At 60.9% G+C, this 26609-nt stretch carries 21 protein-coding genes and 9 tRNA genes; 7 read left to right on the forward strand and 23 right to left on the reverse strand.

Translation table 11 applies throughout. The annotated features are described in order from the left end of the window. Nucleotides 1-6: 6 nt before the first annotated feature. From nifJ to pnuC, 8 genes are all read right to left on the reverse strand, one after another. The gene (gene nifJ, locus AAHA41_RS10170; RefSeq protein WP_323070405.1) at nt 7-3552 is read right to left on the reverse strand and encodes a pyruvate:ferredoxin (flavodoxin) oxidoreductase; all 3546 of its coding nucleotides are present in this window, start codon (nt 3550-3552) and stop codon (nt 7-9) included. 229 nt (nt 3553-3781) lie between these two features. Further along, nucleotides 3782-5422, reverse strand: a complete 1641-nt coding sequence (locus tag AAHA41_RS10175) for an alpha-glucosidase (protein WP_323070406.1) — start codon at nt 5420-5422, stop codon at nt 3782-3784. 200 nt (nt 5423-5622) lie between these two features. Beyond that, nucleotides 5623-6003 (reverse strand): DUF1622 domain-containing protein, encoded by a 381-nt coding sequence (locus AAHA41_RS10180; RefSeq protein WP_033115688.1) that lies wholly within the window; start codon nt 6001-6003, stop codon nt 5623-5625. A gap of 61 nt (nt 6004-6064) precedes the next feature. Next, nucleotides 6065-6985, reverse strand: a complete 921-nt coding sequence (locus tag AAHA41_RS10185; RefSeq protein WP_323070407.1) for an alpha/beta hydrolase — start codon at nt 6983-6985, stop codon at nt 6065-6067. Nucleotides 6986-7072: 87 nt separating this feature from the next. Continuing rightward, nucleotides 7073-7399, reverse strand: a complete 327-nt coding sequence (gene yqfB, locus AAHA41_RS10190; protein WP_323070408.1) for a N(4)-acetylcytidine aminohydrolase — start codon at nt 7397-7399, stop codon at nt 7073-7075. Between the two features lie 27 nt (nt 7400-7426). Then, the gene (locus AAHA41_RS10195; RefSeq protein WP_255938427.1) at nt 7427-8098 is read right to left on the reverse strand and encodes a Crp/Fnr family transcriptional regulator; all 672 of its coding nucleotides are present in this window, start codon (nt 8096-8098) and stop codon (nt 7427-7429) included. Nucleotides 8099-8202: 104 nt separating this feature from the next. Then, nucleotides 8203-8928 (reverse strand): nucleoside phosphorylase, encoded by a 726-nt coding sequence (locus AAHA41_RS10200; RefSeq protein ID WP_323070409.1) that lies wholly within the window; start codon nt 8926-8928, stop codon nt 8203-8205. A gap of 3 nt (nt 8929-8931) precedes the next feature. Continuing rightward, on the reverse strand, nt 8932-9648 hold the full coding sequence (gene pnuC, locus AAHA41_RS10205) for a nicotinamide riboside transporter PnuC (protein WP_323070410.1): 717 nt from the start codon (nt 9646-9648) through the stop codon (nt 8932-8934). A 259-nt stretch (nt 9649-9907) separates the two neighbouring features. On the opposite strand from pnuC, the gene AAHA41_RS10210 reads away from it, so the two are divergent. Further along, nucleotides 9908-11740, forward strand: coding sequence for an SLC13 family permease (locus AAHA41_RS10210; protein ID WP_071913134.1), 1833 nt, complete (start codon nt 9908-9910; stop codon nt 11738-11740). Between the two features lie 175 nt (nt 11741-11915). Here the strand turns inward: AAHA41_RS10210 and AAHA41_RS10215 are convergent. From AAHA41_RS10215 to AAHA41_RS10250, 8 genes are all read right to left on the reverse strand, one after another. Then, nucleotides 11916-11999 (reverse strand) — tRNA-Leu (locus AAHA41_RS10215). Between the two features lie 7 nt (nt 12000-12006). Next, a tRNA-Met gene (locus AAHA41_RS10220) sits at nt 12007-12083 on the reverse strand. Between the two features lie 37 nt (nt 12084-12120). Continuing rightward, nucleotides 12121-12195: transfer RNA gene (locus AAHA41_RS10225), tRNA-Gln, on the reverse strand. Nucleotides 12196-12241: 46 nt separating this feature from the next. After that, nucleotides 12242-12318 (reverse strand) — tRNA-Met (locus AAHA41_RS10230). A 38-nt stretch (nt 12319-12356) separates the two neighbouring features. Beyond that, nucleotides 12357-12431 (reverse strand) — tRNA-Gln (locus AAHA41_RS10235). A gap of 42 nt (nt 12432-12473) precedes the next feature. Then, nucleotides 12474-12548, reverse strand: a tRNA-Gln gene (locus tag AAHA41_RS10240). A 41-nt stretch (nt 12549-12589) separates the two neighbouring features. Further along, nucleotides 12590-12664 (reverse strand) — tRNA-Gln (locus AAHA41_RS10245). Between the two features lie 8 nt (nt 12665-12672). Then, a tRNA-Met gene (locus AAHA41_RS10250) sits at nt 12673-12749 on the reverse strand. Between the two features lie 632 nt (nt 12750-13381). On the opposite strand from AAHA41_RS10250, the gene AAHA41_RS10255 reads away from it, so the two are divergent. The 6 genes from AAHA41_RS10255 (at nt 13382) to AAHA41_RS10280 (ending at nt 19798) form a co-directional block, all read left to right on the forward strand. Then, complete coding sequence (locus AAHA41_RS10255; RefSeq protein WP_033115308.1) at nt 13382-14305, forward strand: LysR family transcriptional regulator; 924 nt, start codon at nt 13382-13384, stop codon at nt 14303-14305. A gap of 135 nt (nt 14306-14440) precedes the next feature. Then, nucleotides 14441-15568, forward strand: coding sequence for an ABC transporter substrate-binding protein (locus tag AAHA41_RS10260; RefSeq protein WP_033115309.1), 1128 nt, complete (start codon nt 14441-14443; stop codon nt 15566-15568). Between the two features lie 44 nt (nt 15569-15612). Then, complete coding sequence (locus AAHA41_RS10265) at nt 15613-16611, forward strand: ABC transporter ATP-binding protein (RefSeq protein ID WP_041210697.1); 999 nt, start codon at nt 15613-15615, stop codon at nt 16609-16611. Then, nucleotides 16608-17561: an ABC transporter permease gene (locus AAHA41_RS10270; protein ID WP_323070411.1), complete on the forward strand. Its 954-nt coding sequence runs from the start codon at nt 16608-16610 to the stop codon at nt 17559-17561. Before AAHA41_RS10265 ends, AAHA41_RS10270 begins: the two co-directional genes overlap by 4 nt. Then, entirely contained in the window at nt 17551-18348 is a 798-nt protein-coding gene (locus tag AAHA41_RS10275) for an ABC transporter permease (RefSeq protein WP_033115312.1), read from the forward strand. Before AAHA41_RS10270 ends, AAHA41_RS10275 begins: the two co-directional genes overlap by 11 nt. Nucleotides 18349-18367: 19 nt before the next feature. Next, nucleotides 18368-19798 (forward strand): gamma-aminobutyraldehyde dehydrogenase, encoded by a 1431-nt coding sequence (locus AAHA41_RS10280; RefSeq protein ID WP_042030047.1) that lies wholly within the window; start codon nt 18368-18370, stop codon nt 19796-19798. Between the two features lie 127 nt (nt 19799-19925). Here AAHA41_RS10280 and ychF read toward each other — a convergent pair whose 3' ends face one another. The 7 genes from ychF to lolB form a co-directional block, all read right to left on the reverse strand. Next, a complete protein-coding gene (gene ychF, locus AAHA41_RS10285; RefSeq protein WP_033115314.1) occupies nt 19926-21017 on the reverse strand; it encodes a redox-regulated ATPase YchF in 1092 nt (363 codons plus the stop codon). A 61-nt stretch (nt 21018-21078) separates the two neighbouring features. Next, nucleotides 21079-21669 carry an aminoacyl-tRNA hydrolase gene (gene pth, locus AAHA41_RS10290; protein WP_033115315.1) on the reverse strand — a complete coding sequence of 197 codons (591 nt, stop codon included), beginning with the start codon at nt 21667-21669 and terminating at the stop codon, nt 21079-21081. A gap of 193 nt (nt 21670-21862) precedes the next feature. Further along, entirely contained in the window at nt 21863-23851 is a 1989-nt protein-coding gene (locus tag AAHA41_RS10295; protein ID WP_323070412.1) for a bifunctional metallophosphatase/5'-nucleotidase, read from the reverse strand. Between the two features lie 101 nt (nt 23852-23952). Continuing rightward, nucleotides 23953-24900, reverse strand: coding sequence for a ribose-phosphate pyrophosphokinase (locus AAHA41_RS10300; protein WP_005343846.1), 948 nt, complete (start codon nt 24898-24900; stop codon nt 23953-23955). Nucleotides 24901-25087: 187 nt separating this feature from the next. Continuing rightward, a tRNA-Gln gene (locus tag AAHA41_RS10305) sits at nt 25088-25162 on the reverse strand. A 1-nt stretch (nt 25163) separates the two neighbouring features. Next, on the reverse strand, nt 25164-26012 hold the full coding sequence (ispE, locus tag AAHA41_RS10310; protein ID WP_323070413.1) for a 4-(cytidine 5'-diphospho)-2-C-methyl-D-erythritol kinase: 849 nt from the start codon (nt 26010-26012) through the stop codon (nt 25164-25166). Further along, on the reverse strand, nt 26012-26590 hold the full coding sequence (lolB, locus tag AAHA41_RS10315) for a lipoprotein insertase outer membrane protein LolB (protein WP_033115318.1): 579 nt from the start codon (nt 26588-26590) through the stop codon (nt 26012-26014). The genes ispE and lolB overlap by 1 nt, the downstream gene beginning before the upstream one ends. Between the last annotated feature and the right edge of the window lie 19 nt (nt 26591-26609).

The raw sequence follows: 26609 nt of genomic DNA on the forward strand, positions 1-26609 counted from the left end.
CGCGGGTTACTCCTGCGCCGGACCCTCCTTGCCCGCCAGCTGGCTCAGCCAGGTGAAGCGGCGGTTGGCCTCCTGCTCCGCCTCTTCATAGAGCTGGCTGGCCACCTCCGGCAGCTGGCGCTCCAGCCGCTGGAAGCGGGGCTCATGGCGCAAGGTCTCGGCCAGCGAGGCATTGGGTGCCCGCGAGTCGAGTGCCAGCGGCAGTTTGCCCTCTTCAGCGCGGCGCGGATCAAAGCGGTAGAGCGGCCAGAAGCCGGTGGCGGTCAGCTGTTTCATCTGCTCGTGGCTCTCGGCCATGTCGTAGCCATGCTCCTCGCAGGGGCTGTAGGCAATGATGAGTGAGGGGCCCGGGTAGGCTTCCGCCTCCTGAATCGCCTTCACCGTCTGGTTCATCTGGGCGCCGAGGGAGATCTGCGCCACATAGACGTGGCCATACATCATCACGCTGGCCCCGAGATCCTTGCGCCCCTTACGCTTGCCCTGCTCGCCAAACTTGGTGATGGCCCCAAGAGGGGTTGCCTTCGACTGCTGGCCGCCGGTGTTGGAGTAGCACTGGGTGTCGAGCACCAGCACATTGATGTTCTCCCCCAGACTCAGCACATGGTCGAGCCCGCCAAAGCCGATGTCGTAGGCCCAGCCATCGCCGCCGATGAGCCAGACCGATTTTTCCACCAGATAGTCTGCATCGCGAGCCAGCTCTTGTGCTGCCGGGATCGGGCTCTCCTGCAGCAGCGCTCGCAACTGCTGGATATGGGCCCGCTGCTCGGAAATCGGCAGAGTGGCATCGCCGAGCGCCTCGCGCAGCGCTGCCGGAATGGTGTCGCCCAGGCTCGCCAGCAGACGGCGCACCCGCTCCCTGTGCTGATCGACGGTAAGACGGAAGCCCAGTCCGAACTCGGCGTTGTCTTCAAACAGCGAGTTGGCCCAGGCCGGCCCGCGCCCCTCGGCGTTGGTGGTGTAGGGGGTGGTAGGCAGGTTGCCGCCATAAATGGACGAGCAGCCGGTGGCGTTGGCAATCAGCAGTCGATCGCCATAGAGCTGGGTCAGCAACTTGATATAGGGAGTCTCGCCACAGCCGGAGCAGGCGCCCGAGTATTCAAACAGCGGCGAGATGAGCTGGGAGGTGCGGATGTCGATGCGCTCCAGCTGCTCGGCGCTGCGCTCTGGCAGGTCGAGGAAGAAGTCGTAGTTGGCTTTCTGCTCGTCGAGGTGATCGAGCCGTGAAGCCATATTGATCGCCTTGCGATCCGGGTTGCTGCGATCCTTGGCCGGGCACACCTCAACGCAGAGGTTGCAGCCGGTGCAATCCTCCGGCGCCACCTGCAGCACGTACTGCTGGCCGCGCATGTCACGGGATTTCACATCCAGCGCATCGAGAGTGGCGGGGGCAGCGGCCAGCGCATCTGCTTCCACCACCTTGGCGCGAATAGCCGAGTGGGGACAGGCGGCGACGCAGTAGTTGCACTGGGTACAGAGCTCCGCCTCCCAGATGGGGATCTCCTTGGCGATATTGCGCTTCTCCCAGCGGGTGGTGCCGACCGGCCAGGTGCCATCCGGCGGGAAGGCGGAGACCGGCAGGCTGTCACCCAGCCCTGCCAGCATGGCGGCGGTGACGGTCTGGACAAAATCGGGGGCCTTGGCCGAAACCACCGGCGGGCGCGGGCGGCTGGCGGGATCCAGCTCGCCAAGTGGCACCCGGGTCAGGGCAGCGCAGGTTGCCTCCAGTGCCTGCCAGTTGCGCTCGACCAGTGTCTGCCCCTTGCTGCCATAGCTGGTGGCGATGGCCTGCTTCAGCAGGCTGGTCGCCTCCTCGGGGGGAATGATGACGCTGAGCTGGAAGAAGGCCATCTGCATCACGGTATTGATGCGGTTGCCCAGCTGGCAGTCGCGGGCAATTTTGGCGGCGTTGATGATGTAGAAGCGCGCCTCTTTCTCGCGCAGGGCGTGCTGCACCTCGCTGGGGAGGCGTTGCCAGATATCCGCTTCGCTGTAGGGGGTGTTGAGCAGGAAGATGCCACCCGCCTTCAAGCGCTCCGCCATCCGGTATTTGTCGACAAACTGCCACTGATGGCAGCCGACAAAGTCCGCCTCTTCCACCAGATAGGCAGCTTGCAGCGGCCGCTCGCCCACCCGCAGGTGAGAGATGGTGAGGCCGCCCGCCTTTTTGGAGTCGTAGACGAAATAGCCTTGCGGATAGAGGTCGGTGTGGTTGCCGAGGATCTTGATGCTGTTCTTGGCCGCCGAGACGGTGCCATCGCTGCCAAGGCCGTAGAAGAGCGCTTCCAGCTTGTGTTGCTGGCTGTGGATGGGGCTTTGCGAATCCAGCGTGGGCAGCGGTAGCGAGAGGCCTGTGATGTCATCGAAGATGCCGACGGTAAAGCGCGGACGCGGGTTCTCTTGCGCCAGTTCGGCAAACACCGCCAGCGCGCAGGCGGGGCCGAACTCCTTGGAGGAGAGGCCGTAGCGGCCGCCGATGACCCGCGGCAGGCTTGCCCGCTCGCCCCGGCTGACCGCTTCGGCCAGCGCCGTCATCACGTCGAGATAGAGGGGCTCTGCCTGTGCGCCCGGCTCCTTGGTGCGATCCAGCACGGCGATGGCGCGGGCACTCTCGGGAATCGCGGCCAACAGGTGCCCGGCCGAGAAGGGACGGAACAGCCGCACCTTCACCAGCCCCACCTTCTCCCCTTGGGCCAGCAGGCGCTCGATCACCTCTTCACAGGTGCCGATGGCTGAGCCCATCAGCACCATAATCCGCTCCGCCTGCGGGTGGCCGACATATTCAAACGGCCGGTAGTGGCGGCCGGTCTGTTTGCCAAAAGCCTGCATCGCCTCGCTCACATGACCATAGGCAGCGTCATACCAGGGGTTGCTCGCCTCCCGGCACTGGAAATAGGTGTCCGGGTTGGCGGCGGTGCCGCGAATGACCGGTTTGTCGGGGGTGAGCGCCCGGTCACGATGAGCACGGATGGCATCTGCGGGCAGCAGGGCGCGCAGGGTGTCATCAGCGAGCGGCGCTATCTTGGCGATCTCGTGAGAGGTACGAAAGCCGTCGAAGAAGTGGATAAAGGGGAGGCGGCTGTTGAGGCTCGCTATCTGGGAGATCAGGGCAAAGTCCTGCGCCTCCTGCACATTGCTGGCACAGAGCATGGCGCAGCCGGTCTGGCGCACCGCCATCACATCCGAGTGATCGCCAAAGATCGATAGCGCATGGGTCGCTACGGTACGCGCCGCCACATGCAGCACAAAGGGGATAAGCTGACCCGCCAGCTTGTAGAGGTTGGGGATCATCAGCAGCAACCCCTGCGACGAGGTAAACGAGGTCGCCAGCGCGCCGGTCTGCAGGGCGCCGTGGACGGCGGCGATGGCGCCCCCTTCCGACTGCATCTCGACAACCCGGGGGACATCCCCCCACAGGTTCTTGCCCCGCTCGCTCGACCAGGCCGACGACTGCTCAGCCATGGCAGAGCTGGGGGTGATGGGGTAGATGGCGATGACTTCGCTGGTGCGGTACGCCACCGAGGCGACTGCGTTATTCCCGTCTGTGGTGATCATCTGTTTTCCACTTTGCTATGCCAGTTTGAAGGCCGATAGTTGCATCGGCAATGGATAGGTCGCAGGCATAGTAAGAGGGGCAATGAGAGCGTATCAAACGGGATAAATAATCAATTAATAAGTCAGTAATAGTGGTTAATTTAATCCCGCTGCGTGGGGACGTGATTTTCTGCTAGTAGCCGGTGGGGTGGCGATTGACGGGCCATTGACATGGCCCGTCAGCACGGGGTTAACCCTGATCCACTTGCAGCCAGATGGCGCACTGATAAGGGGCGAAGAGCTGCATCGGTTCGCTTGGGTAATTGGCCAGCAGCAACCGCATCTCGTCTGCCACCTTGTCGAAGTGGGGCATCGGCAAGGGGTTCGCCGTGAGATTGGCGAGCAGCAGCAGGGTGTGCCGCTCTCCGCTGGCCGGATCCTGCCAGTGGCGGCGATAGCTGATGCGCTCCGGGTCGTCCCCATCCAGCAGCTCGAAGTCGCCGTGGCGAACGACAGGGTGAGACTTGCGCAGGGCGATGAGCTGGCGATAGCAGTGAAACGGGGAGTCGGGACGGGCCAGCTGCTCGGCGGCATTTATCTCGACGTGATTGGCGTTGAGGGCAATCCAGGGCGTGGCCGTACTGAATCCGGCGTGGGGACCTGCATCCCACTGCATCGGGGTACGGGCATTGTCGCGGCCGATGGCATCGAGCCGCCGACTCAGCTCGGCAGGATCCAGCCCTGACTGGCTGGCGCGGTAGTTGATTGCCTCCACATCGCGCAGCTCGTCCGGCTGCCAGTGGCGGTTGGTCATGGCCAGCTCCTCCCCCTGATAGATGAAGGGAGTGCCCTGCATCATGTGCAACACCATGGCCCACAGCCTGGCGCTGGTTTCACGCCACTTTGGCCTGTCATCGCCAAAGCGGGAGACGGCGCGAGGCAGGTCGTGGTTGCCGAGAAACAGGCTGTTCCAGCCACGTCCGTGCAGCCCTTGCTGGTGGCGGGCCATGGCTCGCTTGAAGGCGAGGGGATCAAAGCGGGATGACCACTTGTCACTGCCGAGCCCCAGATGCTCGAAGTTGAACACCATGCTGAACTCGCTGCCATCCGTGCTGGAGTAGCGTTGCATATGAGCGAGATCGGCCCCCCAGGTCTCCCCCACCGTGATGATCCCCTTGCCGCCGAAGCTCGCGGCATTGAGCTCGCGGATATAGTCGTGCAGGCGCGGGCCATTGCTCATGGCAAGCCGGTCCCACTCCTTGCTCACCATATCGATCACATCGAAGCGAAATCCCTTGATCCCTTTGCCCAGCCAGAAGTTGATCACCTCTGCCATTTCGGCACGCACCGCCGGGTTGTCCCAGTCCAGATCGGCCTGACTGGGATCGAAGTTGTGCAGGTAGTAGCGATCAAGCGCTGGCACATACTGCCAGCCGCTGCCGCCAAAAATCGAGGTAATGGGGTGAGCATCGACAAAGGCTTGATCCCGGAATACGTAATAACCCTGATAACGGGGATCCCCGGCCAGTGCCTTCATAAACCACTCGTGCTCGGTGGAGGTGTGGTTGGCAACGATATCCATCATGATGCCGATGCCGTGGGCGGCCGCTTCGGCTATCAGCAGCTCCATCTCGGCCAGAGTGCCGAAGACGGGGTCGATGGTGCGGTAGTCCGCCACGTCATAGCCGTTGTCCCGCTTGGGGGAGCGATAGATGGGGGTGAGCCAGAGCATATCGACCCCGAGGGTGGCCAGATAGTCGAGGCGCTGACGGATGCCGTTGATGTCGCCCAGTCCGTCGCCATCGCTGTCCTGAAAGCTCATGGGGTAGATCTGGTAGATGACACAGCTATCGAGGTCGATATCGGGCGTGTGGAGGGTATGCGGGTTCATCAGCTTGGCCGGTTGGGGGAGGAGATTTTCTATCTTACGCAGATGAGCTGCTACTCGACAGGGCAGGGGAAACCTTGAAAAGGGTTCCATTGTTGGCTGATTGCCAAAAGTGCGGGAAGGGTCACAAAGGTGCCATCCCAGGCCACGGCTGTGGTCGGGATGACACGGCACTTAGCGTTGATGCTATGCAGGAATACTGGTTATTGAGCAGCCTTGGCCTGCTCGCTGCGCTGCTCCTGCTGGCGTTCGGTCTGGGCTTCCAGCTCCTTGCCGAGGAAGTAGTTCAGGAAGGTGCGGATCACCGCGATGATGGCAAGGCGGATCAGCTCCTCCTTGCTTGGCGCGACCGTGGTGGCCAAGATGTCAGCGGCGAGCTGGAACTCTAGCGCCAGAATGAGCCAGCTGCCAAAACAGAGGCGAATGCGCGGAAAGCCCGGTTCGTGATCCTCCATCCGCGCCGCCAGCCAGAGGGTCTTGCCAAGCCCTATTACCACACAGGCGATGGAGATGATCTCCAGCAGCAGCTGGAACAGCTCGACCCCGTGCATCATCCCTTCTCTCAGGCTCGCTATCTCAAACACTCGGGTCACCTCCATGATTCAAAAGAGGACACTATTAACACATCGCTCGGCAAAGGCCAAATCAGAGGTGCCTGATAAGCATCGCGATCTGCTCAATTGTCTGACGGGCTGCCTGGCTCACACCTGCCAACTGGAAGAAGCCGTGTATAACCCCCAGTTGCCGCTGACAGGTAGCCGTGACTCCGGCTTGCAGTAGTTTGCGATAGAGGGCTTCCCCCTCATCGCGCAGCGGATCATATTCCGCCGTTACGATATGGGTCGGCGGCAATCCTGACAGGGCTGGATGGTGGAGCGGGCTGGCTTCGGGATGAGTGGCGGGTAGCTCGCCCAGATAGGCGTGAAAACCGCTTAACAGCATGTCGCGGGTGATGAGGTAGTCATCCCCTAGCTGCCGATAGCTGTCACTGTCGCCCGCAGCATCGAGCATCGGGTAGATGAGCAGTTGGGCTGCAGGCAAGGGGGCTCCTTGATCCTTGAGTCGCAATGTTGTGATGAGGGCGAGGTGGCCACCGGCACTGTCGCCCGCAAGGACAACCCGCGCCGGATCCCCATGCCATTTCTCCACATCGGCCATGATGGCGAGCGTAGCAGCCAGTGCATCGTCGTGTGCGGCAGGATAGGTGTGTTCAGGGGCAAGGCGGGTATGTACCGCGAACACCAGTGCCTCGGCGCGATTGCACAGCATCCGCATCTGGCGATCGTGAGTGTCGAACTCGCCGCTGACAAAACAGCCGCCATGAAAGTAGATCAGGGCCGGATGGCTTGCACTTGAGGTGGACGCTGGCTGATAGAGGCGAACGGAATAATGGCAGTTTTGCCACTCTTCGACAGCGCCAACCTCTTCCCGTTCACCACCCAATATGGCTGAAGCAAGATAGCCTTCACGCCGCTTCTGCCAGCTCAGGCTGCTCGCCTTGGGGCGGCCTGCAGCGATGAACTCTGCCACCATGGCCGCAATCGCCGGTTCAAGTTGTGTATCCATAATTCACCAACAACTGTATATAAAAACAGTTATTTTGCGCTTTTAGCCAGAGAGCGCAACCGGCGTTAGCTGAGGCAGCTCACAAAATCAGACTTCAAGCAGCTGGAATTCAATCACATAGAGCGGCGGCAGAGCGGGGTAGATATCGCGGATCACCTGTTTGAGCTCGGGGAGGGTCATGTTCTCCTGACGGGCGTGCTCGTCGTTCAGTTCATCGAAGGCCACTGCATTGACGGAGAGCACCTCTATGGTGCCAAAGGGCTGGTGTTCCGGGTTGGTGAACAGCGCCAGCCGCTGGCCGGGCTGCCAGTTGGCCTCGCTCTCGTCGCGGATGGTGATGGTCTTGCGGCCCGCCTGAATGTCGGTAACGAAGCGGCTGAAGAAGGTGAACTCTGGATAGGTGTGAGTAGACATGGTGACTCCTGACAGGGTGAATCGAAATCAAAGGTCGAGATAGGCGCGCAGCCTGGCAAGATCGGCGATAACGGGACCGTCGCTGCCGTCGGCCACTATGCCCTGTTCGACCAGCTCCTTGAGAGCTCGGCGGTAAACCCGCTCTGTGGTGCCGAAGCGTGCTGCCTCGTGGGCCCGCTTGCGCGATCCCAGCATCGGAGTTCGCTGGCGCTCTCGCCACAGTTCATAGGCTATGTTGTAGGCGATGGGGTGGAGCAGCCGGCTGGTGGTGATCTCCAGGGTATCGAGATAGTCGCTGGCAAGCGCTGCGGCGAAGAAGAGGGTCAGCTCGGGCTCGGTCAGCAGGCGCTGGGCCAGTTTGTGAGCACAGATGACCCGGGCATCCAGTTCGGTCTCGGCCACCACGTTCCACTGCACCGGGGTGGCGCTGAAGAACTCCATTTCTCCAAAGATCTGGCTGTGACACTCAATCTCGCCAAGCTGGAAGATGCGGCCCGAGTGGACGGCGCTATTGAGGGAGACCCGCCCTGCGCCCACCAGATAGAGCTGCTCGCTCAGCTCCCCCTGCCGCATGATGGATTCGCCCGGCAGGTAGCGACGCAGAAACAGGGTGCACGCTTCCAGCGCCGCGGCAAAACGGGGTTCCAGTTTGGCGAGTTCGGCGTGAAAACGGCCGAGGGGATAGGGCTGTTGCTGCATGACGTACCTGTCGCACCGATGACGAGGGCCATGAGGCTAGCAAGAGCGCGGGCCGGATACCAGCCCGCCTCCTGTCGAATGTGCCGTGATTAACGATTTGCGGGTTATTGCACCAGGGCGTGGAGGGCGGCGGCGATGGCGTTTCGCTCGCCGTTCATCATAGCCTGCTCGGCGTTGGCGTACTCATTGACCCCATCCTGCACATCCTGCTCGAACAGCACCACGTTGCAGAGCACGGCGGCAACCCGCACCTTGCGCAGGCGCCCCACGGCAAGCAGGGAGGCGGTCTCCATATCGGCGCCCAGCACACCACGGGCATGCCAGTAGCGGCACACCTCCTGCTCGTCATCCCGATAGAAGCTGTCGTGGGAGCGCACCAGCCCGTGCCAATGAGGTTGGCCACTGGCCGCCACCTGATTGAGCAGGGCGGCCTGCAGCCAGATATCGGCGCAGGCGGGGTACTCGGCGGGCAGATAGGCCTGCGAGGCCCCCTCATTGCGTACCGCCCCTTCCACCACGATAAGGTCGCCAAGACCGATGTCGTGCTGCAGGGCGCCGGCAGAGCCGACCCGAATAAGCGAGCGGGCACCCGCCTGCACCAGCTCCTCCAGCGCTATGATGGCCGAGGCGCCGCCGATGCCGGTGCTGCAAACAGTGATCGGCACTCTCTGATAACGGCCGTTGATGAGACGAAACTCCCGGTGCTGGCCCAGCACTTCGCACTGTTCGAGCTGGCTGGCGATGCGATCAACCCGGGCCGGGTCGCCGCACAGCACCACCCGCTCGGCAATCTGATCGGGGCGGCACTGGAGATGGGGTAGCAGCGTCATGACTTATATCCCCTGTGGCTGGCGCTTGGCGGCAATCACCCAGAGGCGGGTGCCGTTGGCGGCGATAAAGAGCAGGATCAGGTATTCGAGCGACATGGCGTAGACACCCTGCGCCGCATAGATACCGATGCTGATGATGTTGATGACCACCCAGAGGATCCAGTTCTCCACGTATTTGCGGGTCATCAGGATCTGGGCGACCACCGAGAGCACCGTCATGGTGGCATCCCAGAACGGGAAGGCATCAGGGGAAGGCTCGGGAGTGGCGAGCCCGGCACCAAACAGGTTGAGCAACGCGACCGAGGTACGCGCCAGCGCCGCGAATACCGGGTCGATATAGCGGGTCAGCAGGGCGATGGCCAGCACGCTCACCACGGCAGTGACGATAAGCTTGGATTTGCTGAGCCAGCGGATCTGCAGGGTATCCCCCTGATCGTTGGCCGGACGGGTCCAGGCGTACCAGCCGTAGACGTTGGCGCAGAAGAAGAACAGCTGCAGCAGCAACAGCCCGTAGAGCTGGATCTGGAAGAAGATGATGGCAAACAGGGTGACGTTGATAAGACCGAACAGGTAGTTGATGGTCTTCTCCTGACTGGCGAACCAGATGCAGGCCAGCCCGAACAGGGTACCGATGGCTTCAATCCACGACATGGCGTAGCCGCCGCCCAGCGGTATGGTCACTAGCGTGTTATTGATGCTGAACAGCTCGAATATGCTCATTTTCTGATCCTTGGCATGGAGGTAGTGCGAGGGTGCCATTCTAGGTGGTGCGACAGCTGCCGGGCAGGACTTTTGTCCCCCCTGTGCTTGGCACACATCAAAGAAATCCAATCCGATGACCGCCTATTCAAGCGCTGATGGGTTATGGTGCGATAGCTGGCCGGACTTTATTGATATGTAACAAGACCATAGCCTCACGGCTGTGGTCTGATAGAGTCCACTCTCCGGGAGGAGAATCGTGTTGTAAAAGGAGGTTTCATTGAATTCCGAGCTTGTCTGGGTGCTCTCTCTGCTGGCGGGTGCCATCTATCTCTTCATGACCAATAAAGTCCGGATGGACGTGGTCGCCCTGTTGATCATCATCCTCTTTGTGCTGAGCGGTACCCTCACTTTGCCGGAGGCGCTGGCGGGCTTTAGCGATCCCAACGTTATTCTGATTGCCGCCCTGTTCGTGGTCGGGGATGGGTTGGTGCGCACCGGTATCGCCTATCAGGTGGGGGATGCGCTGGTGAAGGTGGCCGGCAGCAGCGAAACCAAACTGCTGGTGCTGCTGATGGTGGCGGTGGCAACGCTGGGGGCGGTGATGAGCAGCACCGGGGTGGTGGCCATTTTCATCCCGGTGGTGCTGAGCGTGGCGAACCGTATGGGGATCCCGGCTGGTCGCCTGATGATGCCGCTCGGCTTTGCCGGCCTTATCAGTGGCATGATGACGCTGGTGGCTACACCGCCCAACATGGTGGTCAACAGTGAACTGATGCGCCATGGCATTCACGGCTTCACCTTTTTCAGCTTCACACCGCTCGGCGCCCTGATCCTGCTGTGCGGGATTGTCTACATGCTGCTGGTGCGTGGCTCCCTGGTGGGCGAGGGGGAAGAGGGCAAAGGCAAACAGAGTGGACGGCGCACCTTTCGCGATCTTATCCGCGACTATCGACTTACCGGCCGGGCTCGCCGGTTGGCGCTGCGGCCTGATTCACCGCTGATTGGCCATACCCTGGATGAGTTGCAACTGCGCGCCCGCTATGGCGCCCACGTCATCGGGGTAGAGCGCTGGCGCAAGTTTCGCCGGGTGATGGTGCCGGTCTCGGGGATCAGTGAATTTCAGGCCAGGGATGTACTGCTGATCGACATGTCCGATCCTGAAATCGACATTCGCGAGTTTTGCAGCGAGGCGCGCCTTGAGCCGATGATCCTGCGCGGCGAGTACTTCTCCGATCAGGCGCGGGAGGTGGGGATGGCCGAGGTGTCGCTTATTCCCGAGTCGAGTCTGCTTGGCAAAACCGTGCGCGAGGTGACCTTCCGCTCCAGCTACGGTTTGAGCGTGGTGGGGCTGCGCCGGGATGGCGAGACGATGGGTGGCAAGCTGGTGGATGAGCCGCTGCAGATGGGGGATACCCTGCTGGTGGTGGGCAACTGGAGTCATATCCGGCTGCTGCAAACCCACAGTCGTGACTTTCTGCTGATGGGGCTGCCGGCCGAGGTAGACGAGATGGCGCCAGCGCGCAGCCAGGCCATTCACGCCCTTATCTGCCTCGGGGTGATGATCCTGCTGATGGTGACCGACCCGGTGCCCAACGTCATTGCCGCGCTAATCGCCTGTTTGCTGATGGGCAAGTTTCGCTGCATCGACATGGAGAGCGCCTATAAGTCGATCCACTGGCCAACCCTGATCCTGATTGTCGGCATGTTGCCCTTCGCGCTGGCGCTGCAAAAAACCGGCGGGGTGGATCTCATCGTGGGCGGATTGATGAGCGCAGTGGGGGAGATGGGGCCGCGAGTGATGCTGGCCAGCCTGTTTGCTCTCTGCGCCGTGATCGGTTTGTTCATCTCCAACACGGCGACGGCGGTATTGATGGCGCCGATTGCGTTGGGCACGGCGCAGCAGATGGGGGTGTCTCCCTATCCGTTTGCCATGACCATCGCCATCGCCGCCTCGGCCGCCTTCATGACGCCGGTCTCGTCACCGGTGAATACCCTGGTTCTGGGGCCGGGCAACTACAAGTTCGCCGACTTTATCCGTATCGGCGTCCCCTTCACCCTGCTGGTGATGGCGGTGAGCGTGGTAGCCATTCCCTGGTTCTTCCCGTTCTGACCATTCGATGCAAATAGGTGTTTATCTGGCGGCCTGCGGGCCGCTTTTTTGTGGGCAAGTGAAAGCCGTATCGGGAAGAGTGAGGAGGGGGAGCCGCAGGAAAGTGGGCAAAAAGAGGCAAATTTCAGATACAAAAAAACCAGCATAAAGCTGGTCTGTTTGGTACTTCGTTCAATGGTGCGGAAGGAGAGACTCGAACTCTCACGCCTAGGGCGCCAGAACCTAAATCTGGTGCGTCTACCAATTTCGCCACTTCCGCAAATTGATGGTGGCTATGACGGGATTCGAACCTGTGACCCCCGCATTATGAGTGCGATGCTCTAACCAACTGAGCTACATAGCCTTTGTTATCGACCACAAAGTGGAAGAGAACAGAATAATGGCTGGGGCACTAGGATTCGAACCTAGGTATGGCGAGATCAAAACCCGCTGCCTTACCGCTTGGCGATGCCCCAACAATGTCCTTTTCAATCAGATGATTGAAGGAACGTTTTTCAAAAATGGTGGCTATGACGGGATTCGAACCTGTGACCCCCGCATTATGAGTGCGATGCTCTAACCAACTGAGCTACATAGCCGTTTGTTATCAACCACAAGGTGGAAGAGAACGTAATAATGGCTGGGGCACTAGGATTCGAACCTAGGTATGGCGAGATCAAAACCCGCTGCCTTACCGCTTGGCGATGCCCCAACAGTGATGCCTGACATAAACCATCAAACACCATTTTAAAAATGGCTGGGGCACTAGGATTCGAACCTAGGTATGGCGAGATCAAAACCCGCTGCCTTACCGCTTGGCGATGCCCCAACAGTGATGCCTGACAGAAACTATCAAACACCTTTTAAAAATGGCTGGGGCACTAGGATTCGAACCTAGGTATGGCGAGATCAAAACCCGCTGCCTTACCGCTTGGCGATGCCCCAACTAAGTATGGTGGCTATGACGGGATTCGAACCTGTGACCCCCGCATTATGAGTGCGATGCTCTAACCAACTGAGCTACATAGCCAACCTTGCTTCCGGTGAGTCGTTACCTCGTCACCGTGCGGGCCGAATTATGCGTATCTGGCTCTGGGGCGTCAACCATTTTTTTGCCAGAAAAACTCAATTTGAGTGCGTTTGGCCAGTTATTGGTCTCTGTTGCGCAAAAGCCCAACAATCTGCATTTTTTTACGTCATCTCCTGCTTTGGTGTAACGGCAAAAGATAAAAAGGGAGGCTCGTGAGGGTTGCCTTGTCATAGGGGAGAGAGGAGAGAAAAGGGGGCTGCCACTGGGAGAGAAGAGTGTTTGGCTCCTTTCTATGTCGTCCAGTTGCTACTTTTTAAATCAATATCTTATTCGATGGTCACTCACGGCAGCGTTGTCTTGTGGGGATTTGCCGCTATAAACGGGTCAACAGGGAGATTTTTGGCATGCCATTGGCTTTTCAAAGGCGCTTTTTGCGGTTTTGAGTGCTGCCAGCGTAGCCGCGCTCCCCGATTGCAATATGGATTGTTGTCATTTGAGTTCTATATAAGGGGCTTCTGGCCGACAAGCCGGGAGTGAACGTCATTTTTGCGAGCCGTCTCACCCCTCTTTCCCCTGACGCAACCCGGTCAAGTCGGTAAGCTTGGCAGAGTCACCAAAGGCAAGGACGCCCGATGAACTTCACTTTTCGCCAGATCCGCTATTTCGTGGCCGTTGCCGACAGTCTGTCGGTCAGCCGTGCAGCCCAGGAGCTGCACATCTCCCAGTCCGCTGTCACCGGCGCCATTCGCGAGCTGGAGGAGGGGGTAGGCGCTACCCTGTTCGAGCGTGGCCCGCGCGGGGTGACGCTCACCCCTCAGGGCCACCAGTTTCTGCTCCATGCCCGGCGCATCCTCGGCGCCATGAGCGATGCGGCCCACTCCCTGAAAGGAACCGCACGGGAAGAGGAGGGAAGCCTCACCATAGGTGTCACCAGTCTGGTGGCGGGTTACTACCTCTCCGATGCCCTTGGCCGCTTTCGCCGCCTCTTTCCGGCTGTGCATATCGAAGTGAAAGAGGATGAGCAGGCGTTTCTCGAGCACCAGTTGGTCAATGGCGAGATTGATGTAGGGCTCTTGATGACCAACCGCACCATCCGCCATGAGGCTTTTGATACCGAGCTGCTGACCCGCTCACCGCTGCGGCTCTGGCTGCCGGTCAATCACCCCCTCTGCGCCCAGCCCTCCATCTCGTTGACCGAACTGGCCAACGAGCCGCTCATCGCCCTCACTGCCGACCAGATGGAGCAGGTGATTCAGGCTGGTCTGCGTCGTTATGGCCTGCGGCCGCGCATCGTGCTGCGCACCGGTTCGGTGGAGGCAGTGCGCAGTCTGGTGACCAGCCATCTTGGTCTGGCCCTGCTGCCGGATTTTGCCTATCGCCCCTGGTCGCTGGAGCAGGAGCGGGTGGAGGCGCGGGAGATCAAGGAGCCGATCCCCGCCATCGATATCGGACTGGTGTGGCGACGTGGCTCGCGTCTGCCGTGGGCGGCGCGCGAGTTTATTGAAATAGCCAAGGAGCAGGGGCGGCTGCGCGCCCGGCTTGGGCCGGCCAGGTAGGGTTCATACGACGTCGGTATCACTTTTACTGATAGCTTGGCCCCTGAAAATTGAAATTCTCATTGCTCTCTCCTTCCCCTACGCTCACTCAAGCGTTAACAGGATGTTAATTCACTACTGGAGAAGGAGATCATCATGAGACTGACCGCACTCTGTCTCGGATTGCTGGCATCGTCCCTGCCGCTGCACGCAGCGCAGAAAGGGGAGGGACAGGTCGACATCGTCGCCTGGGCCGGCTACGTGGAGCGGGGCGAAACCGACAAGAACTACGACTGGGTGACCGGTTTCGAGCAGGCTACCGGCTGCAAGGTGACGGTCAAGACCGCCGCTACATCGGACGAGATGGTCGCCCTGATGAATGAAGGGGGCTTCGATCTGGTGACCGCCTCGGGAGATGCCAGTCTGCGTCTCATCGCCGGTGGCAAGGTGCAACCCCTCGATCTGTCGCGCATCCCCAGCTGGAGCAAGGTGGATCCCCGTCTGCAAAATGCCCCCTGGCACACGGTAAACGGCAAGCACTACGGCGTGCCCTACCAGTGGGGCTCCAACGTCCTGATGTACAACACCAAGGTCTTCCCCAAGGCCCCCGACTCCTGGTCCGTGGTATTCGAAGCCCAGACTCTGCCCGATGGCAAGCCCAACAAGGGGCGCATTCAGGCCTTTGATGGCCCCATCTATATCGCCGATGCCGCTCTCTATCTGATGACGCACAAGCCGGAGCTGGGGATCAAGGATCCCTATGAGCTGAACGAGGATCAGTACAAGGCTGCGCTGGAGCTGCTGCGTCAGCAACGGCAGCTGGTCGGTCGCTATTGGCACGATGCCTTCGTGCAGATCGATGACTTCAAGAATGAAGGGGTGGTGGCGTCGAGCTCCTGGCCGTTCCAGGCCAATACGCTGGCCGCGGACAAGCAGCCGGTCGCCACCGTGGTGCCCAAAGAGGGGGTCACCGGCTGGGCCGATACCACCATGCTGCACGCCGAAGCCAAACACCCGGTTTGTGCCTATCAGTGGCTCGAACACTCCCTCGACAACAAGCTGCAGGGAGATCTCGCCTCCTGGTTTGGTTCCGTGCCTGTGGTTCCTGCGGCTTGTCAGGGTAATGCCCTGCTTGGCGCCGAAGGGTGCAAGACCAACGGGGCTGACAACTTCGCCCGGGTGCACTTCTGGCGTACCCCGGTCAGCCAGTGCAAGAGCCAGGGTACCTGCGTCCCTTATTACCGCTGGGTCTCCGATTACATCGCCATTCTTGGCGGCCGCTGACACGTCCGGGCCGGCTTGCCGGCCCCTCACTCTGGAGTCAATTCATGCACGCAGTTCAGTTTGAACGGGTGAGCCGTCACTATGGCGCCGTCAAGGCGGTGGACGAGGTGTCGCTGGCCATCGCGCCGGGGGAGTTCTTCTCCCTGCTGGGGCCGAGCGGTTCCGGCAAGACCACCTGTCTGCGGATGCTGGCCGGGTTCGAGTACCCGACCGGTGGCACCATCCGCCTCTTTGGCGAGGAGTGCTCGACGCGTCCACCCTACGAGCGCCCACTCAATACCGTCTTTCAGGATTACGCCCTCTTTCCCAACATGAATGTGCGGGACAACATCGCCTACGGGCTGATGATCAAGGGGATCGACAAGGCCACCCGCCACCGCCGCGCCGACGAGATGCTCGAACTGGTGCGCCTGCCCGGGGTGGGGGATCGCCGCCCGGGTCAGCTCTCCGGTGGTCAGCGCCAGCGCATCGCCATCGCGCGGGCCCTCATCAACCAGCCGCGGGTGCTGCTGCTGGATGAACCGCTCGGCGCCCTCGATCTCAAGCTGCGCGAGCAGATGCAGCTCGAACTCAAGGCGCTGCAGCGCCAGCTCGGCATCACCTTTATCTTCGTGACCCACGATCAGCAGGAGGCGCTCTCCATGAGCGACCGCATCTGCATCTTCAATCAGGGTCGCATCGAGCAGGTCGCCTCTCCCGAGACCATTTACGACACGCCAGCGACCCCCTTCGTGGCCCGCTTTGTCGGCAGCGTCAACCTGTTCGAAGGAGAAGCCGCCCGCCGTCTCACCGGCCAGAGCGGTCAGGTGATGGTGCGTCCTGAGCGGATCCGGCTCGCCACGGCCGGTGTGCCCGGCTGGTCCGGCGAGGTGCGCGAGGTGGAGTATCTCGGCCCCTATGTGCGCTACCGGGTGCGCATCGACAGTGATATCGAACTCATCGTCAACCACCCCAACGAGGGACAGGCACGCCTGCCGCTCGGAGAGCGGGTCTCGCTGAGCTGGGCGGCACCCGCCGTGCATGCTCTGGGAGCGACCCCATGAACAGTGCGAGTCTGACCATGCCAACCGTGCTTCCCCGTGCACCGCTGTGTCGGCGCCTCTCGAACCTGCTTTATGGCCGCTCCGGTCTGTTGCTGGGGATCCTGCTCGGGCCACCCCTAATCTGGCTTGGCCTTATCTATGCCGGCTCCCTGCTGATGCTGCTCTCCAACTCCTTTTTCGGGCTCGACGAGTTCAGCGGCCAGATCCGCCACGAGTTCACCTGGCAGAACTTTATCGATCTGGCGCGCCCCGAAAACCGGGATGTGATCCTGCGTACCGTGGTCATGTCTCTGCTGGTCACGCTGGCCTGCGCCCTGATCGCCTTTCCGATTGCCTATTACATGGCGCGCTACACCAGAGGGCGGCAGCGAGCTTTTTTCTATATCGCCATCATGTTGCCGCTCTGGTCGAGCTATCTGGTGCGGGTCTACGCCTGGAAGCTGATCCTTGCCAAGGAGGGGGCGGTGAACTGGCTGGCGGGTCAGTTGGGGCTGGACGGGGTGTTGCAGGCACTGCTCAGTCTGCCGGAGATTGGCGGCCCCTCGTTGTCATTCTCACGGATCGGCACCTTTATCGTCTTCGTCTATGTCTGGCTCCCCTTCATGATCCTGCCCATTCAGGCGGCCGTGGAGCGGATCCCTCTCTCCCTCATCGAGGCGAGCGCCGATCTCGGGGCCACTCCGGGGCAGACCTTCCGTACCCTGCTGCTGCCGCTGGCGCTGCCGGGGGTAGTGGCCGGTTCCATCTTCACCTTTTCGCTGACCCTTGGCGACTACATCATCCCGGGCATTATCGGCAACTCCACCCTCTACATCGGTCAGGTGGTCTACATGCAGCAGGGCACGGCGGGCAACCTGCCTTTCGCTGCGGCCTTTTCGCTGGTGCCCATCCTCATCATCGCCGTCTATCTGATGGTGGCAAAACGTCTGGGGGCTTTCGATGCGCTTTGATCAACCGGGTCGTACCCTGCGGGTGGCCGCTTACGGCGGACTCGCCTTCCTGCACTTTCCGATCCTCTTTATCTTTCTCTATGCCTTCACCACCGAGAGCAAGAGTTACCAGTTCCCGCCGCCGGGTTTTACCCTCCACTGGGTTGCGGTGACCTTCGAGCGGCCCGATGTCTGGCGCGCCATCCAGCTCTCGCTGGAGGTGGCGAGCCTTGCCACTCTGGTTGCCCTGCTGTTGGGGACGCTGGCCGCTGCCGCCATCGCCCGCAGCCGCTTCTTCGGTCAGGAGATGGTCTCGCTGATGCTGATCCTGCCTATCGCCCTGCCGGGGATAGTGACCGGTCTGGCGCTGCGTTCGGCCTACGGTGCGCTGGAGATCCCCTTCAGCTTCTGGACCATCGTCATCGGCCACGCCACCTTCTGCGTGGTGGTGGTCTACAACAATGCGCTGGCCCGTTTTCGCCGTACCAACCGCTCGCTCATCGAGGCATCGATGGATCTCGGGGCCGACGGTTTCCAGACTGTGCGTTACGTCATCCTGCCCAACATCGCCACAGCGCTGCTGGCGGGCGGCATGCTGGCCTTTGCCCTCAGCTTTGACGAGGTGATCGTCACCACCTTCACTGCCGGCCAGCAGACCACGTTGCCCATCTGGATGTATCAGGAGCTGATCCGGCCGCGAGATCGCCCGGTCACCAACGTGGTTGCCCTTATCATCGTCGCCGTCACCACGGTGCCGATCCTGCTTGCCTATTACCTGACCCGCGATGGCAACGACGCCGTGCGCTAATTACCAAGGAAGGTTATTCATGAACATTTCGACCCAGCAACTTATCGACGGCCAGTTTGTAACAGGGGAGGGCCCGAGCGAACCGGTACTCAACCCCGCGACCGGTGAGCTGATTGTCCAGCTGCCGGAGGCCTCCTTCGAGCAGGTGAGCCGCGCCGTCAACGCCGCCCAGCGCGCCTTTGGCACCTGGCGTCACACCACGCCGGCGACCCGCAGCAACCTGCTGCTGCGCCTTGCCGCCGCCATCGAGGAACGGGCAGAGGCCTTCGCAGCCATCGAGTCCCTCAACTGCGGCAAGCCTTATGCAGCCGTGTTGGGTGACGAGTTGCCGGCGGTAGTGGACTGCTTCCGCTTCTTTGCCGGAGCGGCCCGCTGTCTGCACGGGCCGCTGGCGGGTGAATACCTCGACGGCCACACCAGCATGATCCGCCGCGATCCCATCGGGGTGGTGGGTAGCATCGCCCCCTGGAACTATCCGCTGATGATGGCGGCCTGGAAGATTGCCCCTGTGCTGGCGGCCGGCAATACGGTGGTGCTCAAGCCATCGGAGCAGACCCCGCTGAGCGCCCTGCTGCTGGCGGAGATTGCCAGCGAGATCTTCCCGCGCGGGGTGATCAACATCATCTGCGGCCGTGGCGAGAGTGTGGGTGCGCCGATGGTGGAGCATCCGCTGGTGCGGATGGTGTCGCTCACCGGCGATATCGCCACCGGCCAGAAGATCCTGCAGAGCGCGGCGCGCACCATGAAGCGCACCCACCTCGAACTGGGTGGCAAGGCGCCGGTCATCATCTTTGACGATGCGGATCTCGATGCGGTGGTGGCTGGCATTCGCACCTTCGGTTTCTACAATGCCGGGCAGGATTGCACCGCTGCCTGCCGCATCTATGTGCAGAACAAGTTGCACGACCGCTTTGTTGCCGCCCTGACCGATGCCGTCTCCTCCATCAAGGTGGGTACCCAGCGCGAAGAGGGGGTCGAGATGGGGCCGCTTATCTCCGATCGCCAGCGCCATCGGGTGGCGAGCTTTGTCGAACGGGCCGTCACCAGCGGCCATATGGAGGTGACTACCGGCGGGCGGATGCGCCCCGGCAGCGGCTTCTTCTACGAGCCGACCCTGATCGTGGGGGCCCGTCAGGAGGACGAGATCGTGCGCCGCGAAGTGTTCGGCCCCGTGGTGTCGGTGACCCGTTTCAGCGATGCCGAGCAGGTAGTGCAGTGGGCCAACGACTCCGACTATGGCCTCGCCTCTTCGGTCTGGACCCGGGATCTGGGGCTGGCCCACAAGGTGGCGGCGGGACTCCAGTATGGCTGCACCTGGATCAACACCCACTTCATGCTGGCCACCGAGATGCCTCACGGCGGGATGAAGATGTCCGGTTACGGCAAGGATCTCTCCCTCTATGCGCTGGAGGATTACACGGTACCGCGCCACATCATGGTCAAGCTCTAGCAATCGGCTCTGAGCCACGGCCTTGTGTAAAGTGGCAAGGCCGCGTTGCAATGTGCAAAAGAAAAAGCCCATCCGTTGCCGGATGGGCTTTTGTCGTTCCGGGCCGCAAACTGCGGCCAGCGCAGGATTAGACGTTGAACAGGAAGTTCATGATGTCGCCATCTTTGACGATGTAGTCCTTGCCTTCGGCGCGCATCTTGCCCGCTTCTTTGGCGCCCTGCTCACCCTTGTAGGTGATGAAGTCTTCAAAGGCGATGGTCTGGGCACGGATGAAGCCCTTCTCGAAGTCGGTGTGGATCTTGCCAGCCGCTTGCGGGGCAGTGGCGCCAACCGGAATGGTCCATGCACGCACCTCTTTCACGCCGGCGGTGAAGTAGGTCTGCAGGTTCAGCAGCTGGTAGCCGGAGCGGATAACACGGTTCAGACCCGGCTCTTCGATGCCAAGGTCTGCCATGAACTCGGCGCGATCTTCGTCGTCCAGCTCGGCGATGTCAGCTTCGATGGCGCAGCAGACGACCACGACAACTGCGTTCTCGGCAGCAGCAATCTCGCGCACCTTGTCCAGATAGGGGTTGTTCTCGAAACCATCTTCCGCCACGTTGGCGATGTACATGGTGGGTTTGAGGGTCAGGAAGTTGAGGTGGCTGACAGCGGCCAGCTCTTCCTTGTCCAGCTTCATGCCGCGGATCATCTGGCCGTTTTCCAGCGCGACCTTGATCTTCTCCAGGGTTTCGACTTCCAGCTTGGCATCCTTGTCGCCGCCCTTGGCGCGCTTGGACTGTCGGTGAATTGCGCGCTCGCAGGCGTCCAGATCCGACAGGGCCAGCTCGGTGTTGATTACTTCGATGTCGTCAGCCGGGGAGACCTTGCCGGCAACGTGGATGATGTTTTCGTCGTCGAAGCAGCGCACAACGTGGCCGATCGCTTCGGTTTCACGGATGTTGGCCAGGAACTGGTTGCCCAGACCTTCACCCTTGGAAGCTCCGGCTACCAGACCGGCGATGTCGACGAATTCCATGGTGGTAGGCACAACGCGCTGCGGATTGATGATGGCCGCTAGCTGGTCGAGGCGCGGGTCCGGCATCGGTACTACACCTGTGTTCGGCTCGATGGTGCAGAACGGGAAGTTGGCGGCTTCGATACCGGCCTTGGTCAGCGCGTTGAACAGGGTGGATTTGCCTACATTGGGCAGGCCCACGATACCGCATTTAAAACCCATGGATTGTTACCTTACTTGATGGATGCTGTGAGGCTCGCCCGCAGGCGGCCCGTGTCATGCTTTATTCGGCCTTGAAGCTGTGCAGCCGGTTCATGGCCTTGGTCATATCTTGTTTGAACAGGATGTCGGTAGCACGCAGGGACTCGTCCAGTGCGGCGTCGATCAGGTTCTGTTCACTGCTGGGCGCCTTGGTCAGCACGAAGCCGGCGACCAGCTCCTTGGCTCCGGGATGGCCGATCCCGAGGCGCAGCCGGAAGAAGTTATTGTTGTTGCCCATCTTGGCGATGATGTCCTTGAGGCCGTTATGGCCGCCGTGACCACCACCCTGCTTGAACTTGGCGATGCCCGGGGGCAGATCCAGTTCATCATGGGCCACCAGAATCGCTTCCGGCTCAATCTGATAAAAACGCGCCAGAGCGGCGACCGCCTTGCCGGAGAGGTTCATGTAGGTGTTCGGGATGAGCAGTCGCACATCCTGCCCATCAACCAGAATGCGGGCAGTGTGGCCGAAGAACTTGGGCTCTTCGCGCAGGCTGACATTGTGCCAGCGGGCCAGTTGCTCCACATACCAGGCGCCCGCATTGTGGCGGGTTTTGGCATATTCCGGGCCGGGATTGCCCAGTCCGACGATCAGTTTGATTTGGCTTGTCACGCTTGATGTCTTCACTCGCAGCTGCCATGGGCACACTACCCAGGGCAATAGGACGCAATATTCTAGCCGCCGAGTGGCGATCACTCAACCAATGCGCATGTTATGGCGGGATTTGAGCGATTTTGGCGGCCAATGGATGACAAACGGGCCTCTTGCGAGAGGCCCGTTCTCTGTCGATTTGCTGATGACCCGGTTATTTGGCGCGCAGCAGGGTGACCATTTCCTCATCCAGCGCGGTCAGGGTGGAGCGGGCATCGCGCACATACTCGACGAAGGAGGCTGCGTCGGTGCCGCAATCGACCCCGGCAGCCTTGCAGTCGAGGGATTTGCCCGGGGCATAGACGGCGCCGAGCAACTCGCCATTTTGTGCCACTTTGAGCACCGGGAAGGCGGTCAGCTTGCCGTTGACGCTGGCGATGTCGACCCGCTCGCTCTTCTGACGCTGGGCATTGGCCAGTGCCTGCCAGCCGTCGTTGCCGTTGGCGCTGTAGGCGTTCATCACCACGCGATAGCGCTGGCTATCTGCCAGATCCTGCCACTCGCCGCTCGCCGTCTTGTGCTGCAACTGGGTCAGAGTGCCCGCTTTGCCAGCGCTGGTCTCCTGGAAGGTGTAGCGCAGGTGGCCACCATAGGGGAACTTGCCGGCATGGGCGCTGGCGGGCAAGGTGGCGGTGATGGTCTCGGTCAGCAGGGCACGCACCTCGGTGCCGGTCAGGGTCAGCACCGCGAGCTGGTTCTTGAACGGCAGCAGGGTGAGGGCGCTGTCCCCCTCGCGCCACTCGCCGGCCGGCAGCTCGGCGCGTACGCCACCCACCGCTACCAGAGAAAAATCGACCGGACCGCCGGTCAGGGCCTGAACAGCTGGGGTATTGGCCCAGTAGAACTCCCCTTCGGCAACCAGCGGTGCCACGTCGGAGCCGTGGTTGTCGCTGCCGTTGTCACCGGGGCGACGGGCATTTTGCAACTGCTCGGGAATGGTGCCGATCACCGGACCATAGGCCTTCTCCAGCGCCGGTTTGTAGTGGCTGTCGATGATGCCGCGCAGGCGGGGATCTTCATCCACGGTCACCAGATTGGGCTGGTTGTCGACAAACTGGCTCGCCTCCTTGCTGCGGTTCTCGTCGAGGGGCTGCTTGCGCGCCGCATCAGCGAAAAAGTCGCGGCTGGCCAGCAGGCTGTTGTGGCCCTGACAGTCGGTCACATGACCCTGACCATCAAAGCTCACCTGCGCCAGACCAATGGCCTGGGCGTAGGAGCCAGCCTGCACCACGCAGGTCTTGCCGATGCCGTCCGGGTTGGTCACCAGCTTGGCGTATTCGCCGGTGTTGCCCCAGCCGATATTGCGAAAATCGCCGAGCAGGCTGTGGGAGTGACCGCCGACGATGGCATCAATGCCGTTTACCTTGGCGGCCAGCGCCAGATCCCGCTCGTTGCCGATGTGGGTGAGCGCCACGATCTGGTAGATCCCCTTGGCTTGCAGCATATCCACCGTGGCCTGGGCAGATTCAACCTCTTTGGCAAAGCGCAGCTTGCCGACGTTGGGCGCAATGTTGCCCATATCTTCCAGCACCAGACCGATGACAGCGACCAGCTGTTTGCCTTGCGGCAGGTTGTTGATGTCGGTGACCGGGCTCTTCTGGTTGCCGTCAAAGGCGTAGACAGTGAAAGGCTTGAGATTGGCAACCTTGCTGAGGGCGGGGTCGGCCTTGGTATCGAGGTTGGCGGCCAGCACCGGGAAGTTGACCCCCTTGATGAAGCGGGCCAGCTTCTGGTTGTCGAGATCGAATTCGTGGTTGCCAAGGGCCATGGCATCGAGGCCGAACTGGTTGAGCAGCTCGGCGTTGGCCATCCCCTCGTTGAGCTTGAAGTAGCCGCTGCCCTGCCAGGCATCGCCGCCGTGCAGCAGCAGCATGGCGTGGTTCTGGGCCAGCGCATCGGCCTGATAGGCCTTGGCCATGGTCAGCAGCCGCGGGTAGCCGCCAAAACGGGTGTAGAGGGTATCTGTCTCTCCCTCCTTTGCAAAGATATGCCCCTTCAGCTCGGCGTTGACCGGGTCAAACTGGGAGTGGGTATCGTTCATGTGAGCCAGCGTCAGCACGAAGGGCTGATTTTCTTTGGCAGGCTGACAGGCGAAGAGGGCGGAGGTCAGGGTCGCAAGCAGGAGGGGGCGCAAGCCATTCATGGGTAAATCCTTAACACCTGCCACAGGCAGGGTCGTACATATAGCCGGGGTCTAGAAAGACGAAAACCGCCTGATGGCGGTTTTCGTTATTGCTGAATCTATCAATGCTCAAACATGGCAGAGATGGACTCTTCGTTGCTGATGCGACGAATGGCTTCGGCCAGAACAGTCGAGAGGGTCAGCTGTTTGACTTTGCCAACTGCCTTCATCTCCGCGGTGAGCGGGATGGAGTCAGTGATGATCAGTTCGTCGATCACGGAGTTCTTGATGTTCTCGACGGCAGAACCGGAGAAGACCGGGTGGGTAGCGTAGGCGAATACACGCTTGGCACCGCGCTCTTTCAGGGCTTCTGCAGCTTTGCACAGAGTGCCGCCGGTATCGATCATGTCGTCAACGATGATGCAGTCGCGGCCGGCAACGTCACCGATCAGGTGCATGACCTGAGAGACGTTCGGGCGGGGACGACGCTTGTCGATGATAGCGATGTCGGTATCGTCCAGCAGCTTGGCGATGGCGCGGGCGCGCACTACGCCGCCGATGTCCGGCGATACGACGACAGGGGACTCGAGGTTCTTGGACTTCATGTCTTCGAGCAGCACCGGGCTACCGAATACGTTGTCTACCGGAACGTCGAAGAAGCCCTGGATTTGCTCGGCATGCAGGTCAACGGTCAGCACGCGATCCACACCCACGCTGGAGAGGAAGTCAGCGACAACCTTGGCGGTGATGGGCACACGGGCGGAGCGGACGCGACGGTCCTGACGGGCATAACCAAAATAGGGGATTACGGCAGTGATACGGCCAGCTGAAGCACGACGCAGTGCATCCACCATGACGATCAATTCCATCAAATTGTCGTTGGTCGGGGCACAGGTGGATTGAATGATGAAGATATCGCCACCACGTACATTCTCGTTGATCTGTACGCTGATCTCGCCGTCGCTAAAGCGACCTACGGCAGCATTGCCGAGTTTGATAAACAGGCGATCTGCGATCTTCTGGGCTAGTTCCGGCGTTGCGTTACCAGCAAACAGCTTCATGTCAGGCACGGTTTGAAACCTCGGGGTTGCATCCAGTATGTGGGGGAGTCTGAAATCAGACCCTTATCGTTTTGGGGCAAACGATTTAGCCAGACAACGAGCAAGGGATTAGCCGCATCGGGATGGCAGAAAGGGGGGTGAGCCCTGCGACGTGGGCGAGCACGACATCGCCCGCGTCACTGCCATCAGATCAAATTGGCTGGGGTACTAGGATTCGAACCTAGGGATGGCGAGATCAAAACCCGCTGCCTTACCGCTTGGCGATACCCCAATCATTTGAATTGTTGCAAAGTGGCGAGGAGTGGTGATATGTTCTCGCCCTTGGCGACAAACCCATCCAGCCCCTTCGGCACTCTGGCCAACACTTCCCGAGCAGTCACTTCGTCTTCAAACTTAGCAAAGACGCAGGCTCCTGTGCCCGTCATTCTTGACGGCGCGTATTCTAGCAACCAGCCGAGCGCATTGGCAACCTCGGGGTGGCGCTTTTTCACGAGTGCTTCGCAATCGTTTTTCCACTCCCCCTCCATCAGGTTGTGCAAAGCCATCTTCGGAGTGGCTCTGGGCAGGTCCGGATCCTGGAACACGACAGCGGTTGCCACATGACAATCCGGCTTGAGCACCAGATACCATGACTCGGGCAATTCGACCGGTTGCAGCCGCTCGCCAACCCCTTCGGCAAAGGCCGCCCGGCCACGGACAAAGACCGGCACATCGGCGCCCAGCTGCACGCCAAGCGCTGCCAGTTCATCTTCGTCAAGACCAGCCTGCCAGAGGTGGTTAAGCGCTACCAGCGTGGTGGCCGCATCGGACGAACCGCCACCGATACCCCCACCCATGGGTAGCACCTTCTCCAGCCGGATATGGGCTCCCTGCGGGTTCGGCAGCTTTGCTTGCAGCAGGCGGGCAGCACGGATGATGAGGTTCTGTTCATCAGGTACGCCCGGAATGGCCGGGCTCAGAGTGAGGGTGTCGCTATCTGGAATCACCTCGAATTCGAGCCAGTCACCGTGGTTGAGGAAGATGAACAGGGTTTGCAGCTCGTGGTAGCCATCCGGACGACGGCCATTGACGTGCAGGAACAGGTTGAGTTTGGCCGGTGCTGGCCAGCGTATGGAAGCCATTAGCGTGCAAGAGTCCATTGGTTGATCTGAAGCTTGAGGCGACTGCCCTGACCGGTCATGGTCAGCTGGTGGGGCAGGCGGTAGCCATCCTGATCCCGGTAGTCGCCATAGACGATCTGCCACTGGCCATCGCGGACGCGGGCCAGACTGCTGTCGGGGTTGAGCTCGAAGTCGGCCTCGCCTGGTAGCCCCTTGATCCACTCCGGCAGACCGGCGACCGGAATGTTCCAGCCGGTGAGCTGATAGATAAGCCCTTCGGCATCCTGGCTCTGGTGACGCTTGCCCTCGCTGTCGATCAGGGTGATTTCGCCCTTGCTGCGGGAGAGCTCGAGAATGCTGGTGCCGATCAGGCTGGTGAGGTTGAGCCGATAATCATCGCCATCCTGCTGCCAGTTGAGGCGGGCGCTGCCCTTTTGCTGGGGGGTGATGATGGCCATCTTGCCGGAAAGCTCCCAATGGGTGAGCTGTTCGAGGCGGGTTCGTTCCTGATCCCAGTTCACCTGGGCCCGCTGGGGCTGGGTGGTGGCACAACCGCCAAGGATCAGCAGGCAGGCGAGGGTAAAAATACGTAGCAGCAAGAGAAGGCTCCAGAGAGAG

This window comes from Aeromonas sp. SER, from assembly GCF_038739615.1.
Classification (GTDB): Bacteria; Pseudomonadota; Gammaproteobacteria; order Enterobacterales; family Aeromonadaceae; genus Aeromonas; species Aeromonas jandaei.